The 14999-nt window shown below is 71.4% G+C and carries 19 protein-coding genes; 8 read left to right on the plus strand and 11 right to left on the minus strand.

Going from position 1 to position 14999, the window contains the following annotated elements; all coding sequences use genetic code 11:
• The first annotated feature begins 41 nt into the window (after positions 1-41).
• Positions 42-476, plus strand: a complete 435-nt coding sequence (locus BSB02_RS00820; protein WP_084955529.1) for a tetratricopeptide repeat protein — start codon at positions 42-44, stop codon at positions 474-476.
• On the opposite strand, the gene BSB02_RS00825 is transcribed toward BSB02_RS00820, so the two are convergent.
• The 5 genes from BSB02_RS00825 to BSB02_RS00845 all read right to left on the minus strand — a co-directional run bounded on the left by BSB02_RS00825 (position 446) and on the right by BSB02_RS00845 (position 5001).
• Positions 446-835 (minus strand): RrF2 family transcriptional regulator, encoded by a 390-nt coding sequence (locus tag BSB02_RS00825; protein ID WP_084955531.1) that lies wholly within the window; start codon positions 833-835, stop codon positions 446-448. The two genes, BSB02_RS00820 and BSB02_RS00825, sit on opposite strands and share 31 nt — an antisense overlap.
• Positions 832-1704, minus strand: coding sequence for an ABC transporter permease (locus BSB02_RS00830; protein ID WP_084955533.1), 873 nt, complete (start codon positions 1702-1704; stop codon positions 832-834). Before BSB02_RS00830 ends, BSB02_RS00825 begins: the two co-directional genes overlap by 4 nt.
• On the minus strand, positions 1694-2458 hold the full coding sequence (locus BSB02_RS00835; protein ID WP_084955535.1) for an ABC transporter ATP-binding protein: 765 nt from the start codon (positions 2456-2458) through the stop codon (positions 1694-1696). Before BSB02_RS00835 ends, BSB02_RS00830 begins: the two co-directional genes overlap by 11 nt.
• Positions 2458-3495 carry an ABC transporter substrate-binding protein gene (locus BSB02_RS00840; protein WP_084955537.1) on the minus strand — a complete coding sequence of 346 codons (1038 nt, stop codon included), beginning with the start codon at positions 3493-3495 and terminating at the stop codon, positions 2458-2460. The genes BSB02_RS00835 and BSB02_RS00840 overlap by 1 nt, the downstream gene beginning before the upstream one ends.
• A gap of 78 nt (positions 3496-3573) precedes the next feature.
• On the minus strand, positions 3574-5001 hold the full coding sequence (locus BSB02_RS00845; protein WP_240506084.1) for an LCP family protein: 1428 nt from the start codon (positions 4999-5001) through the stop codon (positions 3574-3576).
• 125 nt (positions 5002-5126) lie between these two features.
• Between BSB02_RS00845 and BSB02_RS00850 the strand changes: the two genes are divergently transcribed.
• Positions 5127-5906: a class I SAM-dependent methyltransferase gene (locus BSB02_RS00850; RefSeq protein WP_084955539.1), complete on the plus strand. Its 780-nt coding sequence runs from the start codon at positions 5127-5129 to the stop codon at positions 5904-5906.
• Here BSB02_RS00850 and BSB02_RS00855 read toward each other — a convergent pair.
• Both BSB02_RS00855 and BSB02_RS00860 read right to left on the minus strand, forming a co-directional pair.
• Positions 5866-6474, minus strand: a complete 609-nt coding sequence (locus BSB02_RS00855) for a thymidylate synthase family protein (RefSeq protein WP_143590112.1) — start codon at positions 6472-6474, stop codon at positions 5866-5868. The two genes, BSB02_RS00850 and BSB02_RS00855, sit on opposite strands and share 41 nt — an antisense overlap.
• A gap of 12 nt (positions 6475-6486) precedes the next feature.
• Positions 6487-7137 carry a hypothetical protein gene (locus tag BSB02_RS00860; RefSeq protein WP_084955542.1) on the minus strand — a complete coding sequence of 217 codons (651 nt, stop codon included), beginning with the start codon at positions 7135-7137 and terminating at the stop codon, positions 6487-6489.
• 181 nt (positions 7138-7318) lie between these two features.
• Between BSB02_RS00860 and BSB02_RS00865 the strand changes: the two genes are divergently transcribed.
• Positions 7319-8239 carry a serine hydrolase domain-containing protein gene (locus BSB02_RS00865; protein WP_084955544.1) on the plus strand — a complete coding sequence of 307 codons (921 nt, stop codon included), beginning with the start codon at positions 7319-7321 and terminating at the stop codon, positions 8237-8239.
• 20 nt (positions 8240-8259) lie between these two features.
• Here BSB02_RS00865 and BSB02_RS00870 read toward each other — a convergent pair whose 3' ends face one another.
• Complete coding sequence (locus BSB02_RS00870) at positions 8260-9405, minus strand: FAD-dependent monooxygenase (protein ID WP_084955545.1); 1146 nt, start codon at positions 9403-9405, stop codon at positions 8260-8262.
• Between the two features lie 51 nt (positions 9406-9456).
• Between BSB02_RS00870 and BSB02_RS00875 the strand changes: the two genes are divergently transcribed.
• The 3 genes from BSB02_RS00875 (at position 9457) to BSB02_RS00885 (ending at position 11464) form a co-directional block, all read left to right on the plus strand.
• The gene (locus BSB02_RS00875; protein ID WP_240506085.1) at positions 9457-9924 is read left to right on the plus strand and encodes a MarR family winged helix-turn-helix transcriptional regulator; all 468 of its coding nucleotides are present in this window, start codon (positions 9457-9459) and stop codon (positions 9922-9924) included.
• Between the two features lie 57 nt (positions 9925-9981).
• Complete coding sequence (locus BSB02_RS00880) at positions 9982-10884, plus strand: NADP-dependent oxidoreductase (RefSeq protein WP_338064314.1); 903 nt, start codon at positions 9982-9984, stop codon at positions 10882-10884.
• Between the two features lie 64 nt (positions 10885-10948).
• Positions 10949-11464 carry a rhodanese-like domain-containing protein gene (locus BSB02_RS00885; protein WP_084955546.1) on the plus strand — a complete coding sequence of 172 codons (516 nt, stop codon included), beginning with the start codon at positions 10949-10951 and terminating at the stop codon, positions 11462-11464.
• Positions 11465-11539: 75 nt separating this feature from the next.
• Here the strand turns inward: BSB02_RS00885 and BSB02_RS00890 are convergent, their stop codons facing one another.
• Complete coding sequence (locus BSB02_RS00890; protein WP_084955547.1) at positions 11540-12055, minus strand: CGNR zinc finger domain-containing protein; 516 nt, start codon at positions 12053-12055, stop codon at positions 11540-11542.
• A 94-nt stretch (positions 12056-12149) separates the two neighbouring features.
• Between BSB02_RS00890 and BSB02_RS00895 the strand changes: the two genes are divergently transcribed.
• Positions 12150-13004, plus strand: coding sequence for an alpha/beta fold hydrolase (locus tag BSB02_RS00895; RefSeq protein WP_084955549.1), 855 nt, complete (start codon positions 12150-12152; stop codon positions 13002-13004).
• Positions 13005-13006: 2 nt separating this feature from the next.
• Entirely contained in the window at positions 13007-13222 is a 216-nt protein-coding gene (locus BSB02_RS00900) for a hypothetical protein (RefSeq protein ID WP_084955551.1), read from the plus strand.
• Here the strand turns inward: BSB02_RS00900 and BSB02_RS00905 are convergent.
• Both BSB02_RS00905 and BSB02_RS00910 read right to left on the minus strand, forming a co-directional pair.
• On the minus strand, positions 13210-14115 hold the full coding sequence (locus BSB02_RS00905; RefSeq protein WP_084955553.1) for an aminoglycoside phosphotransferase family protein: 906 nt from the start codon (positions 14113-14115) through the stop codon (positions 13210-13212). The genes BSB02_RS00900 and BSB02_RS00905 overlap by 13 nt on opposite strands.
• On the minus strand, positions 14115-14993 hold the full coding sequence (locus BSB02_RS00910) for a 1,4-dihydroxy-2-naphthoyl-CoA synthase (protein ID WP_084955555.1): 879 nt from the start codon (positions 14991-14993) through the stop codon (positions 14115-14117). The genes BSB02_RS00905 and BSB02_RS00910 overlap by 1 nt, the downstream gene beginning before the upstream one ends.
• Positions 14994-14999: the final 6 nt, after the last annotated feature.

The following is a 14999-nucleotide window of genomic DNA, read 5'->3' on the forward strand; positions in this document are numbered from 1 at the left end:
AAAACCGTTTCCGTTGATCTCGATGATGGCATACTCGGCCCGTGACCGACGACGAATTGACGGCGAAGCTTGAGGAACTGCTGGCGCGGCTGGCGGACAATCCGGACGATCCGGAGCTGAACCGCGAGGTCGCCTACGCGCACGACCGGCTGGGCCTGGAGCATCAGGCGGTGCCGTACTACGAGAAGGCGCTGGCGCTCGGCGCGAGCGACCGGCTGGGCACCTTCACCGGCTACGGCAGCACGCTGCGGATCATCGGCCGCTACGAGGACGCGCTGCGCGTCTTCGACCAGGGGCTGGCCGAGTTCCCCGGCGATCCGGCGCTCAGGGCGTTCCGCGCGATGGCGCTGTACAACACCGGCAGGTCACGGGAGGCGGTGGCGGACCTGCTGAGGCTGCTGGTGGAGGCCGAACGGCTGGGCGGCTACGAGCGGGCCGTGGCCTACTACGCGGAGAACCTCGACGAGACGATCTGAGCGAAGGTGATCTCCGTCAGGAGCCGCTGCTCGTGCTCGTGCAGCGCGCTCCAGACGTCCGCCAGCGGCTGGGCCACCCCGGGGAACTCCGCGTGGCCGTCGGGACGGCCCTCGACGATCTCGATCACCTCGGCCAGGGTGATCTTCTCCGGCTCGCGGGCCAGCCAGTAGCCGCCTTCGGGGCCGCGTGCGCTGCGCACGATGCCGGCCCGCCGCAGCTGCAGCAGGATGTTGTCCAGGAAGCGCCGGGGGATGCCCTGCGTGGCCGCGATCTGCTCGGCGTGGACGGGACCCGGCGGGGCGGCCGCCAGCTCGCTGACCGCCCGCAGGGCGTACTGGGTGCGCGCCGAGATCCTCATTGCGGCTGCCGCAGGCCCCAGCGGCGGCGCAGCGCGGTGTCCGCCGACTCGAAGAGCAGGTCGATGACGACGCCGATCACGAGGATCACGATCATCGTCCCGATCAGCCCGGGGGAGTCGGACAGCTCGCGGGCGATGTGCAGCTGCTCGCCCAGCGACGCCTGGTAGGCGATGATCACCATCAGCTCGCCGGCCATGAGGGAGCGCCAGGCGAACGCCCAGCCCTGCTTGAGCCCGGCCAGGAAGGACGGGAGCGAGGCGGGCAGGATGACGTGCCGGTACATCTGCAGCCGCCCCAGCCCCAGCACCTTCCCGGCGCGCAGCAGCAGGGGCGGGGTGTAGTCGACGCCGGCGATGAGCCCGTTGGCCACCGAGGGGGCGGCGCCGAGGATCACCACGAACTGGATGGCGCTCTCGGTCAGCCCGAACAGCAGGATCGCGAAGGGGAACCAGGCGATCGACGGCATCGTCTGCAGGCCGGTGATCAGCGAGCCGAAGGCGGCGCGCAGGATGCGCACCCGCGAGACGGCCGCCCCGACGATCAGCCCGATGAGCACGGCGAGGGCGAACCCGGTGACCGCGCGGCGCATCGTCGTAGCCAGGGCCTGGTAGAACTCCGCCGTGCCCAGCCGCGCCCACAGTTCCTGAAATGTCGTGATTGGTCCGGCGAGGACGTACTCGGGCCACCGCCCGCTGAGCACGACCAGCTGCCAGGCCACCAGCACCAGCCCGACCGCGGTGAGCATGGGCCAGACCCGGCCCCACACGCGGCTGAGCAGGCCCGGCCCGCCGGTCCCCGCCAGCTCCAGCGCGTCCAGCCCGGCCAGCTGGTCGGCGCCGGACCCGCGGACCGCCGTCTCAGCGGCCATGACGCGCCACCTCCTCGCGCAGCCGGTCGGTGATCCTCGCGGCGAGGGTCGCCACCTCGGCGGAGTCGGTACGGCGGGGCCGGGCCAGCTCGACGGGGAACTCCTCGACCACCCGCCCGGGACGGCTGCTCAGCAGCACGACCCGGTCGCCGAGCCGTACGGCCTCGCGGACGTTGTGGGTGACGAACAGCACGGCCAGGCCGCGCTCCCGCCAGATGCGCTCCAGCTCGTCGTGGAGCAGGTCGCGGGTCATGGCGTCGAGCGCGCCGAACGGCTCGTCCATGAGCAGCACGTCGGCGTCCTGGGCGAGCGCCCGGGCCAGGGCGACGCGCTGGCGCATGCCGCCCGACAGCTCGTGCGGGCGCTTCCTGCCGAAGCCGCCCAGGCGCACGGTCTCCAGCAGCTCGGCGGCCCTGGCGCGGCGTTCCTGCCTGCCCACGCCCTTGACGCGCATGGCCATCTCGACGTTGGCCGAGACGGTCAGCCACGGGAACAGGGCCGGCTCCTGGAACATCATCGCGATCCGCGCGCCCGGCGCGGTGATCTGGCCGCCGGTCGGCCGGTCGAGCCCGGCCACCAGGGACAGCAGCGTGCTCTTGCCGCATCCCGAGGCGCCCAGCAGGCAGACGAACTCGCCGGGCGCGACCGACAGCGACACGCGGTCCAGGGCGAGCAGGCCCCTGGGCCCGTGGCCGTACACCTTGGAGACGTCGGCCAGCCGTACGGCCGGCTGTGTGGTGAGCAGATCAGTCATCAGCGGTCCTTGATGGACTGCCGGCCCTGGGCGGCCAGCACCTCGTTGAGGATCTTCAGGTCGTAGATGCCGTCGAGGTTCACGGGCTCCAGCAGGCCCACCTCGACCGCGTGCTGGGCGCTGGCGGTCAGCGACGAGGCGATTGGGTCGTCGGTGAAGGTGATGTTCTTGAAGGCGCTGTCCAGCACCTCGGGCTTGAGCGGCTTCTGGGTGAGCTTCTGGATGGCCGCGTTGACGGTCCCGGCGGCGGCCTTGGGATCGTCGTTGAGGTACCGGGTGGCCTCGACGTGTCCCTCGATGAGCTTCCTCAGCAGGCCGGGGTTCCGGCTGGCCCACTCCTGCCGCACGATCAGGTGGGTGATCACGAACTGCCTGCCCGGCCACAGGTCGCGCTCGTCGACCAGGACCCTGCCCTTGCTCTCCACGACCAGGCGGCTGGCGAACGGCTCGGGCACCCAGGCGCCGTCGATGTCGCCGGTGGCGAAGGTCTGGAGGGTCTGGGAGTTCTCCTGCGGCACGATGTGGACGTCGCCGCCGCCCTTGGTGTCGGTGTGCAGGCCGTTCTGCTTGAGCCAGTACCGCAGGGCGACGTCCTGGGTGTTGCCGAGCTGCGGCGTGGCGATCTTCTTGCCCTTGAGATCCTGGACCGAGGCGATCTCGGGCTTGGTGACGAGGTAGACGCCGCCGGAGGCCGCGCCCGCGACGATCTTGATGGCCTTGCCCTTGGACTTGGCCCAGGCGTTGATGGCCGGGTTGGGCCCGATGTAGGTGGCGTCGATCGCGCCGGAGAAGACGGCCTCGATGGCCGCCGGCCCGGCGTTGAAGGTGCTGGTCTTGAGTGAGACGCCGTTGCCGAGGTGCTTGGCGAACAGGCCCTTCTCGACGCCGACGAGCGCCGTGGCGTGCGTGATGTTGGGGAAGTAGCCCAGGCGCACCTCCTTCGCGCCGCCCTCGGCGGAGGTGCCCCCGCCCCCGCCGCCGCAGGCGGCCGCCGTGACGGTCAAGGCCAGCGCGGCGACCACGGCGCGGATCTTCATGGCTACTCCCTAATTCCTACTTAATAAGTCGGCTATAGGGACATCAAAGAGCCAAATTCCAGATTCGTCAAGTAGGAATTACCGGGAGCAGGCCTCGTCCAGCGAGACGGCCCGGTAGGCGCTCGTCTGGCCCGACGCCGGCCGGCCGGAGGCGGGCCGGCCCGAGGGAGCGGCAGAGGGGGCGGCCGAGGGGGCGACGGCGGTCACGGCCCGGTGCCGCGGGCGGTTCCCCAGCGCGCGGTCCACCTTGCGCCGGATCAGGTCCCAGTCCGGGTAGACCGTGTCGATCAGCGGCGGCACGAACTGCAGGCTCCTGATCGGCGCGCCCTTCACCTTGTCCGACAGCTCGATCAGGTGCGGCAGCAGGCTCTGCGGGATGTCGGTGTCGACGAACCGCTTGGTGGCCGAGGCCAGCTTCTCGAAGCTGTTGAGCACGGTCAGCGGATCGGCCTGCTTGGCCACCGCGTTGAGCAGGCACTTCTGCCGGCCCATGCGCACGTAGTCGTCGCCGTCGGTGCGGGAGCGGCCGTACCACAGGGCCTCCTCGCCCGACAGCCTGCGGGTGCCCGCGGGCACCAGGCCCTCGTCGTACTTGCCGTAGGTGATCGGCTCCTTGACGGTGAGCCGCACCCCGCCCATCGCGTCGATGATCTCCGCGAAGCCCGCCATGTCGATCATGGCGTAGTACTTCACCGGGATGCCGAGGATGCCGCTGATCGTCTGCTTCAGCAGCGTGGGCCCCCGCCGGCCCCGGCCCACGCCCGGCACGATCTCCGGGTGGTCCTCGGCGTACTGGTAGACCTCGTTCAGCAGGCCGGGGGAGTAGGGCGTCTCGCCCGTGAAGCCGTAGGGGAAGCGGTCGCGGGCCGGGCCGGGCGGCATCGGGACGTGCTGCAGGTTGCGCGGCAGGCTGAACAGCACGGTGGCGCCGGTGGCCGTGTCGACGCTGGCCACGGTCATGCTGTCGGTCCGCACGCCGGGCCGGCTCGGCGCGGAGTCGGCGCCGACGAGCAGGACGTTGATCCGCCGGGCACCGTTCCAGGGGTCCTCGGCCAGCACCGGGGCGGTGTTCTGGACGAACAGGGCCGTGACCACCTCGCGCGAGAGGTAGGCCAGCCGGGCGGCGTAGGCGCCGGGCGCGATGACGAGCACGCACAGCGCTCCGGCCAGCCCGGTGGCCAGCACGTGGCCGGCCGGTGTCGAGATGGCGGGCCGTAGCAGGACGAAGGACCAGATGATCACGGCCGACCAGGCGAGGGTGACGACGGCGATGGCCACGGTGAAGGCGACCAGCCATCCCGGCTGGACGGCCAGGGTCAGCAGGCCGCGGCCGAAGCCGGCGACGACCGTGACGGTCGTCGTGACCAGCGCCAGGTGGACGGTCGCGAGCGCGGTGCCGGTCCGCTTGCGCCCCGTCGCCAGGTGGGCGACGCCCCACAGGATGGCTGATCCCGCCGTCAGAGCCAGGCTGCGCCTCAGGCCGAGGTCACGCTCGTTGCCAGTCATGCCTGCCGAACCCCCGTCACAAGCTGATCCATGTCAGGCTAGTGACGGCGCCGGAAAGGTCCCGGCAAACCTTTGATCGGGGCGTGCCAATTCCCGGCAAGGGGAAGACGCGATATAACTCGACTATGCGCGGAAGCTACGGATTCGACGCGCCCGCGGCGTTCCTCGGCCTGGTCGCCGGCGCGCTCGTCCTGGCGGCCCTCGCGGCGCTGTCCTTCGCGGAGGACGTGTGGTTCGCGGGCATCGCCTTCCTGCTCGGCGCGGTCTACACCGCGCTGAGCGCGGCGAGCCACGCCTACACGACCCGGCGCGGCAAGTTCGCCGTCTGGCGCGGGCTGCTGCGGCTGCGCGGCGACGAACGGCTGCTCGACCTGGGCTGCGGGCGCGGCGCGGTGCTGATGACCGCGGCCACGCGGCTGCCGGAGGGCCGGGCGGTCGGCGTGGACCTGTGGCGCTCGCGGGACCAGCCGGGCAACGCGGCGAGGGCGACGGTCGCCAACGCCGGGCGGGAGGGCGTCGCCGACCGCGTGGAGCTGGTCACCGGCGACCTGCGCGCGCTGCCCTTCGGCGACGAGGCGTTCGACGTGGTGGTCTCCAGCCTGGCCGTCCACAACATCCCCGGCCGTGAGGGCCGCTCGCGGGCCCTCACCGAGGCGCTGCGCGTGCTGCGCCCCGGCGGGCGCCTGATGATCGCCGACTTCCGGCACACCGCGGACTACGAGGACGTCCTGCGCGAGCACGGCGTCACCGACGTGCGCAGGCGCGACCTCGGCTGGCGCTTCTGGTACGGCGGGCCGTGGTTCGCCACCTGGCTCCTGGAGGGGACCAAGCCGCCGCGGCGCGAGGAGCCGCAAGAGGCCGAGGCTACGCGGCGCGGCTCCCCATCAGGTCCCACACGCGCGTGAGATCCGCCTGGTACAGGTGCGGCACGTCCACGAACACCCGCATGGGGCCGGTGTCCAGGCCGAGATTCCGCGCCATCTCGGCCTGGACGTCTGCGAGCGGCAGGTAGTTCAGGTAGCTGGTGTAGGCGTTCTGCGAGCGGAAGGCGGCCGTCATGACCAGGCGCGACTGCCTGATCCTGAAGGCCACCCCGGCCAGGCAGGGCACCCGGTCCGGCGGCTCGTTCTGCCGGGTGAGCGAGATCCAGGCGCTCTTGCTGTACGGCTTGGCCCGCAGCACCGCGGTCGCCCAGTCGAGCTGTCCGTGGATGCGCTCGCCGTAGCTGTACTTGAAGGGCGCCACGACCTGGTCCTCGGTGAACTTGCGCGCGTAGAGGGCGGCCTTGGCGGCGTCGCCGTACCGCTCGACGATGGGGTCCTCGCCCTTGACCCGCCTGATGGCGAACAGCACCGCGGGCGCCTCGAGGATGGGACCGCGGTCGTCGTCCGCGGGCACGCCGCAGGCCAGCACGTGCCGCATGAGCCAGAACCACGCCTCCCCACAAGACGCCCACTCGACAGGGCCGTCCATTCGGACCTCCGCTTAGGTCTCCACGTTGGGGAACTGGTAGGGGTTGTGGGGAAGCCGGCGCCGCCGGGTGACGTTGCAGCGCACGTAGTAGATCGAGTAGTGCAGCAGCGCGACGAGCAGGATGCTGGTCAGCAACAGGAGCAGGTTGGGGCTCTGGCCGCTGAGCCCGGTGACGCCGACGGTCAGGTAGCAGGCGTTGACGGTCGCCAGCATCATGACGTTGATCCCCGGCCACGTCAGCGGCGCGTAGGTCTCCGGGAAGCGCGGGTCGACCGGGAGGTTGGGCGTCCAGGCCAGTTCCCCCTTCAGCCGCTCGGCGTACAGCAGGCGGAAGTTGTTCAGCGCCCGCGCCGTCCTGGCGTGCGCGTTGACCGCCTCGATCATGCGCAGGAACGGCAGCACCCCGAGCAGCCCGAACGCGGCGACCAGGGCGAACAGGTACCACGGGACCGTGTGCCAGGCCGTCAGGCTGGCCGGGTCCACCACCTTCGCGCTGGTTAACGCGATCGCCGCGGCGAAGGGGACCGACAGCAGGCTCATCGCCAGCCTGGTCATCTTCAGCCGCTCCTCCTTGGCGGCGAGGTGGACGGCGTAGATGCCGCTGAAGTCCACCGCGACGAGTTGCAGCAAGTGGCTCGTCTCGAGCTGCTCTTCCGCAGTCATGCGAGGGGGCGTCTTCCGCATGATCGTGGCTCCTGGACCGGGGGTTCTTTCAGTATGCGCACGATCCAGCGGAATGCCAGGGCTTTCTTGCTAATTGTTCCAACAATTTCAACTCGACCACGTCAACGCAGGTCGGCGTCGGGCTTGACCCTGACACGGGGTGAGACCGTAGGACAGGACCATGACGGACAATTGGTGGCATCCCACGCTTCACGGGCTCGTGGTCGTCCGGGACGGCGAGACGGTCTTCGAGCGGTACGGCGAGGGCGAGGACGAGACGATCCACCACAAGCTCGGCAGGGTGACCTTCAGCGCGGACACGCTTCACGACATCCGCTCGATCACCAAGAGCGTGGTGGGCCTGCTGTACGGCATCGCGCTCGCGGAGGGCGGCGTCCCCGCGCCGCACGAGCCCCTGATGGCGCAGTTCCCCGAGTACTCCGACGTGACCGGCAAGGACGAGCTGACGGTGGAGCACGCGCTGACCATGACGCTGGGCCTGGAGTGGAACGAGGACGTCCCCTACACCAGCGAGGCCAACAGCGAGGTGGCCATGGAACTGGCCCCCGACCGCTACCGCTACGTGCTGGAGCGGCCCGTCGCCGAGCGACCGGGGACCAGGTGGCACTACTGCGGCGGCGCCACCGCGCTCGTCGCCCGGATCGTCGAGAAGGGCACGGGGCAGCCGCTGCGGGACTTCGCGCGGAGCAGGCTCTTCGAGCCGCTGGGCATCGAGCGCTTCGAGTGGACGGGCGGTCCCGACGGGGGCGTCTACGCGGCCTCCGGCCTGCGGCTGCGGCCCCGCGACCTGGCCAGGATCGGCCAGGCGGTGCTCGGCAAGGAGCTGCCCTGGCCCGGCACGCTGTTCGAGCGCCACGTGACGATCGACGCCGACTTCTGGTACGGCTACCAGTGGTTCCTCGGGCCCTCCCCGCAGCGCTGGCTGGGCGGCTTCGGCAACGGCGGCCAGCGGCTGCTGGTCTTCCCCGACAGCGACCTGGTCGTCGTCACCACGGGCGGGCTGTACAACCTGCCGATCGCCGACCAGCAGGCGTCCTCGGAGCTGATCTTCGGGACGATCCTGCCGGCGATGGCCCGCTGACAGGCCAGGGCCGCCCGCGATCACAGGCTCACGCGATGGCGGTACATCCAGGCGTGTGACTCGTCACCGGCCGCCTTCTTCAGGAACATCGGCATCACCAGGTCGCGGACGACCCGGGTGAGGGGGCCCGCGGCCTTGGTGTTGCTGATCCGGCGCGAGTAGGCCACCACGCGCTCCACCCTCGGGCGGCGCTCCTTCTCGAACCGCGCGAACGCCGCCTCGTGGCCCGGCGCGTCACGCAGGCACCTGGCCAGCACGACCGCGTCCTCGATCGCCAGCGAGGCGCCCTGGCCGGAGCTGGGCGAGGTCGCGTGCGCGGCGTCGCCGGTGAGCACCACCCGGCCCCCGTGCCAGGTGCGCAGCGGCGGCAGGTCGTAGATGGGCAGCGCCATGCCGGGCGGGTTACGGCGCAGCAGCTCGGCGGAGAAGTTGGCGTCGCCCTCGAAGGCGTCGACGAGCACCGGCCGCCAGTCCGGCGGCACGTCGCCCAGGGCTCGCGGCAGGTTGGCGAACCACCACGTCTCGCCCGTCAGCGAGCCGACGTGGCCGAAGAACGCCTTCTTCCCGAACACCATGTGGTAGACGCCCGGCTCGCTCTCGAAGTCGGGGTCCTTGACCATGCCGCCGAAGTTGTACAGGCCCACGTAGTGCGGAGCGGGGGCCTGGGGGTCCAGGAGCGCGCGGGTCCGGGAGTGCACGCCGTCGGCGGCGACGAGGATGTCGCCCGTCGCCTCGGTGCCGTCCTCGAAGCGCGCGACGACCTCGCTCCCGGTGTCCTCGAAGGCGACCAGGCGCTTGCCGTACGCGATGGGGATGCCGCGCGCCGTCGCCTCGTCGCGGAGGATGGCGTGCAGGTCGGAGCGCAGGATCGTGTGGCTCACCATGCCGTCGTCGAGAGGCAGGCCGTTGGGCACCTCGCCGAGCCGCTTGCCGGTGCCGCTCCACATGACCATGCGGGGCGTCGGCACGCCGGCGGCCATGACCTTGCGGTGCGCGTCGAGCACGCGCAGGGCGTTCAGGCCGTTGGTGGCGATGTTGAGGAACCAGCCCACGCCGTCGGCCGCCGAGCCGTACGCCTCGAAGATCTCCGCTTCGATGCCTACTCTGTGCAGGGCCATCGCGGTGGCGGGGCCTCCCACGCCACAGCCGATGATCAAGGCTTTCATCTGATATCCTTTCGTTCGTTCGAACGAAATATTAGGCAGGAGGACGCAGGCGTGTCCAGAGAAATTTCGGAACGCCGAAAGAATCTTCTCGAGGCGCTCACCGTGGCGGGGCGGGAGAACAGCCAGGCGGCGGTGATGTTCCACAGCGCCGTGGCCGCGCGCATGGGGCTCGGGCCCAGCGAGGAGAAGACCCTGGACCTCCTGCAGCGCCGGGGCCCGCTCACCGCGGGTGAGATCGTGCAGCACACGGGGCTCGCCCCGGCGTCGGTGACGGGGCTGATCGACCGGCTGGAGGCCAAGTGGTTCGTGCGCCGCACGCGCGACCCCAAGGACCGGCGCAGGGTCATCGTGGAGATCAACCAGGAGATGCTGGCGGGCGGGGAGGAGATCTTCGCGCCGCTGGTGAACGGCCTGGCGGAGCTCTACGAGCGGTACACAGACGAGGAGCTGGAGGTCATCCTCGACTTCCTGCGCCGGGCGACCGCGATCCAGGTGGCGGCCACCGCGGCGATCTCATAGCGCTCCGTCCGCCTCTCACTTGACCTCAAGTCCGCTTGAGGATGCAGGCTCGACCCCATGACCGAGATGAAGGCCGCGGCGTTCGCCGAGTACGGCCCGCCCGAAGTGCTGAAGATCCACACGTTGCCCGCTCCCGAGGCGGGTCCCGGCCAGGTCCGCGTCCGGGTGAAGGCGGCCGGCGTGCAGCCGTACGACGCCGCCGTGCGGGCCGGCTGGATACCGCCCGGCGTGACGGGCGGGCTGCCCCGCATCCCCGGCAACGAGTTCGCCGGCGTGGTCGACCAGTCCGACACCCTCCCGGTGGGCACCGAGGTGCTGGGCTTCACACAGTTGGGCGCGTATGCCGAGTATGTGGTGGTGGACACGGGCCAGGTGACCCCCAAGCCGCCGGGCCTGCCGTGGGAGGTGGCGGGCGGGCTGACCGCGGGCGTGCAGACGGCCGAGATCGCGCTGGACAACCTCGGCGTGGGCGAGGGCGACACGCTGCTGGTCCACGCCGCGGCCGGATCCGTGGGCACGGCCGCCGTCCAGATCGCCCGCATGCGCGGGGCCAGGGTGATCGGCACCGCCCGCCCGGAGAACCACGACTATCTGCGCTCGCTGGGCGCGATCCCGGTGGAGTACGGCGACGGCCTGCTGGAGCGGGTCCGGCGGCTGGGCCCGGTGACGGCCGTGCTCGACGGGGCCGGGGGCGAGGCGCTGAAGGTCTCGCTGGACCTGGTCGAGGACCGCTCGCGCATCCTCACGCTCGTGGAGCACGGCCAGGCCGAGGCGCTGGGCGTCAGGGTGACCAGGGGCGAGCGGAGCGCCGAGCGGCTGGCCCGCTACGCGGCCCTGGTCGCCGGGGGAGAGATGGTCTTCCCGGTACGGCGGAGCTACCCGCTGGAGCGGGCGGCCGACGCGCACCGCGAGATCGAGGCCCGGCACGGGCGAGGGAAGATCGTCATCGTCGTGGCGTGATGTTGTCGGTCATGGGCGTTCACGCCACTGGCAGGGGCGCGGCGGGGATCGGCACGATGGCCGCATGACGCAGACCTCCGCCGTGACCTCCGCCGTGACCTCCGCCGTGACCTCCGCCGTGACCTCCGCCGTGACCGCCGTCCCCGCAGCCGACAACGCCGCCGCCGTCGCGCACTTCGCCGGCCGCCTGGCGTACGAGACCGACGTGTCCGACGTCGCCGCCGACCTGGCCGCAGGCGTGCCGGGCATCGTGGTGATCGACTCGCGCAGCAAGGAGAGCTGGGACCAGGGCCACATCCAGGGCGCGGTCCACCTGCCGACGCGCGAGATCGCCGAGCGCGCGGAGGGCCTGATCCCCAAGGACGTCACGGTGGTGACCTACTGCTGGGGCCCGGGCTGCAACGGCGCGACGCGCGCCGCGCTGGAGTTCGCCAGGCTGGGCTACCGCGTGAAGGAGATGATCGGCGGCTTCGAGTACTGGGCCCGCGAGGGCTTCCCGATCGAGACCGCGGGCGGCGTCTCCCGCCGGGCGATCGACCCGCTGACCGCGCCCGTCTCCGGCATCGCCTGCGCCTGCTGACGGTCCGCGCGTCTGGCGCCCCCGACTGGACCCACCGGTCGGGGGCGATCTTTTCCTACCCCCGTCCGACTTCGATCAATCCGCGTTCGCGACCTCGCGGTGCCGCTGGTTGAATCGCCCCACTTTGGCGCGGTTCCCGCAGAGCTCCATCGAGCACCACCGGCGGCTGCCGTTCTTGCTGACGTCGAGGAACCACAGCACGCACCCGGGGTTGGCGCACTTGCGCACCCGCTCGCCCCGCTCGGCGACCAGCCGTACGAAATCGGCGGCCACGACCCAGGCCGCGTGCCAGTCCGGGTCGTCGACGATCACCTCCTCGTACGGCGCGCCGTCACGCAACCGCGGACGCGTCGCACCATGGTCGAGGACGGCGTCGAGCTCCGCGGTGTCCCCCTGCAACGCGCGCCGGAGAGCGGCACGGGCGGTGGCGAGGCGCTCGCCCACGCCCTCCCCGCCGGGCAGCCCGGCGGCGGCCAGCCACTCCTCCAGCGCGCCGGGCGCGTCGAAGTAGTCGACCCATGCGCCGTGGTCGATCCACAGGGTGTTGACGAGGTCCAGGGGGAGCGGCTCGCCCACCAGCGGTCTCTTCACGCCTTCAGTCTAACCCCTCAAACCGGCTTGACCGGTTAGCATCGTCGCGTTATGGTGCCGCTTAACCAGTAATCAACATTTAGGTGGTTAATAGATGTTGCACCGCACCGCCCACATCGACGGAATCAAGGTCTTCTACCGGGAGGCCGGCGACCCCTCCAGGCCCACGCTGGTCCTCCTGCACGGCTTCCCGACCTCCTCCATCGTCTACCGGACCCTGATGGAGGAGCTGGCCGACGAGTTCCACCTGATCGCGCCCGACTACCCCGGCTTCGGGCTCAGCGACGCGCCTCCGGCCGACGAGTGGGACTACACGTTCGACCACCTCGCCGACGTCGTCGACCAGCTGCTGGGCCGCCTCGGGCTCACCCGGTACGCGATCTACGTGCACGACTACGGCGCGCCGGTCGGCTTCCGGCTCGCGCTGCGGCACCCCGAGCGCATCACCGGCATCGTCACGCAGAACGGCAACGCCTACGAGGAGGGCCTGACCCCGTTCTGGGAGCCGATCAGGAAGTACTGGGCCGACCCGTCCAAGGAGAACGGCGACGCCCTGCGCGGCCTGCTGACCAGGGAGGCCACCCACTGGCAGTACACCCACGGGGTGCCCGACCCCGAGCTGGTCGACCCGGCGCCGGAGCTGCACGACCAGGCGCTGCTCGACCGGCCGGGCAACCAGGAGGTCCAGCTGGCCCTGTTCCTCGACTACGGCACCAACCCGCCCCAGTACCCGCGCTGGCAGGAGTACCTGCGCACCCACCAGCCGCCGGTGCTGGCGGCGTGGGGGAAGGGCGATGAGATCTTCGGCCCCGACGGCGCCCGCGCCTTCGCCAAGGACGTCAGGGACGCCCGCGTCCACCTGCTGGAGGCCGGGCACTTCCCGCTCACCACCCGGCTGGAGGAAAGCGCCGCCCTGATCCGCGACTTCCTGCGCGGCCTGCCGAGGTGACCATGGTCTCGCGTGCACCCGAGCGGCCGGGGATACGGTCCGCCCTGCTCACCACGGCGGCGGCGTCGGCGGGCCTGCTCCTGCTGGCCGTGGTCACCTCCACGATCGACCTGCGGATCTTCGCACTGCCGTTCGCGGCCAGCGCGGTCGTCGTCCTCGGCGGGCTGGTGCTGGGCAGGGTGCTCAAGACGCACCCCTATCCGGCCTACTGGCGCTGAAGCAGCGCCTCCGCCAGGGCGAGCTCGACCTCGTTGAGGTCCTGCTCGTCCTCGATGTCCCACAGCATGTTCTGCAGGACCCGGCCGAGGGTCCAGCCCAGCGCGCGGCGCCGGTCCAGGGCCAGCATCTCGGTGAGCCGGTCGAACCGCCTGAGCCCGTCCGCGACCGACACCCAGCGGTTGCGCAGCGCGGGCAGCAGCTCGAAGCCCGGATCGCCGGCCAGCGGCTTGGGGTCGATGGCCAGCCACGGCTCCCGCTCGGCGGCCAGCACGTTGTCGAAGTGCAGGTCCCAGTGCAGCAGCCGGTCGCCGGGCTCGCCGGCGAGCTCCCGTACGGCTCCCGCGCAGCGGTCCAGCCACCTGGCCTCCTCCGGCCCGACCTGCCGCATCGCGCCGGGCACCCGCTCCAGCATGTCGCGGGCGATGTCGCCCAGCCGGCGCATGCCCTCCGGCGCCGGGTGGGCGACCAGGCGGGCCAGCAGCCCGCCCAGGATCTCCAGCGCCTCGCCGATGTCGGGGTGGGTCTCCAGCGAGCGGCCGCCGTCGAGGCGTTCGAGCAGCAGGGCGTTGGCCTCGTGGCGGCTGGAGCCCGGCACGGTGGCCTCGTCCAGCAGCCGCACGATGCCGTCGCCGTCCCAGGCGCGCAGGCCGGGCGCCTCGGTGGCGTGCTCCTCGGTCAGGGGCTGGAGCTTCAGGACGGCCGGGCTGCCGTCGCCGCGCCGTACCGGAAGGACCAGGGAGACCACGCCGTGCATGGGCGGCCCGTCCAGGCGCAGGTCCCAATCGTCGACGAACCGCTCCACCAGGCCGGGGAGCACGGCGGTCCACTCGGGGCCGGAGTCGTCGGCGTGGCGGCGGTGGTACTCCGCCAGCTTGGGCGGGATCTCGATCATCAGAAGTGCCAGGGGAAGCGGGACCAGTCGGGCTCGCGCTTGTCCAGGAACGAGTCGCGGCCCTCGGCGGCCTCGTCGGTCATGTAGGCGAGCCGGGTGGCCTCGCCGGCGAACACCTGCTGCCCCACGAGCCCGTCGTCGACGAGGTTGAAGGCGAACTTCAGCATCCGCTGGGCCGTGGGCGACTTGCCGTTCACCTTGCGCGCCCACTCCAGCGCGGTGGCCTCCAGCTCGGCGTGCGGCACCACCGCGTTGACCATGCCCATGCGGTGGGCCTCCTCGGCGGTGTAGGTCTCGCCGAGGAAGAAGATCTCGCGGGCGAACTTCTGCCCGACCTGGCGGGCCAGGTAGGCCGAGCCGAAGCCGCCGTCGAAGGAGGCCACGTCGGCGTCGGTCTGCTTGAAGCGGGCGTGCTCGCGCGAGGCCAGGGTCAGGTCGCACACCACGTGCAGGCTGTGCCCGCCGCCCGCGGCCCAGCCGGGGACGACGCAGATGACGACCTTGGGCATGAAGCGGATGAGCCGCTGCACCTCCAGGATGTGCAGCCGTCCGGTGGCCGCCGTGCCGTCGGCGTACTGGTAGCCGTCCTTGCCGCGGATCCGCTGGTCGCCCCCCGAGCAGAAGGCCCATCCGCCGTCCTTGGGCGAGGGGCCGTTGCCGGTCAGCAGCACGCACCCGACGTCGGTCTGCTGCCTGGCGTGGTCGAGCGCGCGGTAGAGCTCGTCCACGGTCTGCGGCCGGAAGGCGTTGCGCACCTCGGGCCGGTTGAACGCGACGCGGACCGTCCCCTGGTCGACGGCCCGGTGGTAGGTGATGTCGGTGAAGTCGAAGCCCTCGACTTCCTTCCAGGCCTTGGGGTCGAACAGCTCGGAGACCATGACGCC

The sequence above is a fragment of the Thermoactinospora rubra genome (genome assembly GCF_002093975.1).
In the GTDB taxonomy this organism is placed as follows: domain Bacteria; phylum Actinomycetota; class Actinomycetes; order Streptosporangiales; family Streptosporangiaceae; genus Nonomuraea; species Nonomuraea rubra_A.

Excerpts from the sequence above, each read along its gene's own strand:
- BSB02_RS00825 (WP_084955531.1), bottom strand. The coding sequence starts at position 835 with ATGAGGATCTCGGCGCGCACCCAGTACGCCCTGCGGGCGGTCAGCGAG.
- BSB02_RS00830 (WP_084955533.1), bottom strand. The coding sequence starts at position 1,704 with ATGGCCGCTGAGACGGCGGTCCGCGGGTCCGGCGCCGACCAGCTGGCC.
- BSB02_RS00835 (WP_084955535.1), bottom strand. The coding sequence starts at position 2,458 with ATGACTGATCTGCTCACCACACAGCCGGCCGTACGGCTGGCCGACGTC.
- BSB02_RS00840 (WP_084955537.1), bottom strand. The coding sequence starts at position 3,495 with ATGAAGATCCGCGCCGTGGTCGCCGCGCTGGCCTTGACCGTCACGGCG.
- BSB02_RS00845 (WP_240506084.1), bottom strand. The coding sequence starts at position 5,001 with ATGACTGGCAACGAGCGTGACCTCGGCCTGAGGCGCAGCCTGGCTCTG.
- BSB02_RS00850 (WP_084955539.1), top strand. The coding sequence starts at position 5,127 with ATGCGCGGAAGCTACGGATTCGACGCGCCCGCGGCGTTCCTCGGCCTG.
- BSB02_RS00855 (WP_143590112.1), bottom strand. The coding sequence starts at position 6,474 with ATGGACGGCCCTGTCGAGTGGGCGTCTTGTGGGGAGGCGTGGTTCTGG.
- BSB02_RS00860 (WP_084955542.1), bottom strand. The coding sequence starts at position 7,137 with ATGACTGCGGAAGAGCAGCTCGAGACGAGCCACTTGCTGCAACTCGTC.
- BSB02_RS00865 (WP_084955544.1), top strand. The coding sequence starts at position 7,319 with ATGACGGACAATTGGTGGCATCCCACGCTTCACGGGCTCGTGGTCGTC.
- BSB02_RS00870 (WP_084955545.1), bottom strand. The coding sequence starts at position 9,405 with ATGAAAGCCTTGATCATCGGCTGTGGCGTGGGAGGCCCCGCCACCGCG.
- BSB02_RS00880 (WP_338064314.1), top strand. The coding sequence starts at position 9,982 with ATGACCGAGATGAAGGCCGCGGCGTTCGCCGAGTACGGCCCGCCCGAA.
- BSB02_RS00885 (WP_084955546.1), top strand. The coding sequence starts at position 10,949 with ATGACGCAGACCTCCGCCGTGACCTCCGCCGTGACCTCCGCCGTGACC.
- BSB02_RS00895 (WP_084955549.1), top strand. The coding sequence starts at position 12,150 with ATGTTGCACCGCACCGCCCACATCGACGGAATCAAGGTCTTCTACCGG.
- BSB02_RS00900 (WP_084955551.1), top strand. The coding sequence starts at position 13,007 with ATGGTCTCGCGTGCACCCGAGCGGCCGGGGATACGGTCCGCCCTGCTC.
- BSB02_RS00905 (WP_084955553.1), bottom strand. The coding sequence starts at position 14,115 with ATGATCGAGATCCCGCCCAAGCTGGCGGAGTACCACCGCCGCCACGCC.
- BSB02_RS00910 (WP_084955555.1), bottom strand. The coding sequence starts at position 14,993 with ATGGTCTCCGAGCTGTTCGACCCCAAGGCCTGGAAGGAAGTCGAGGGC.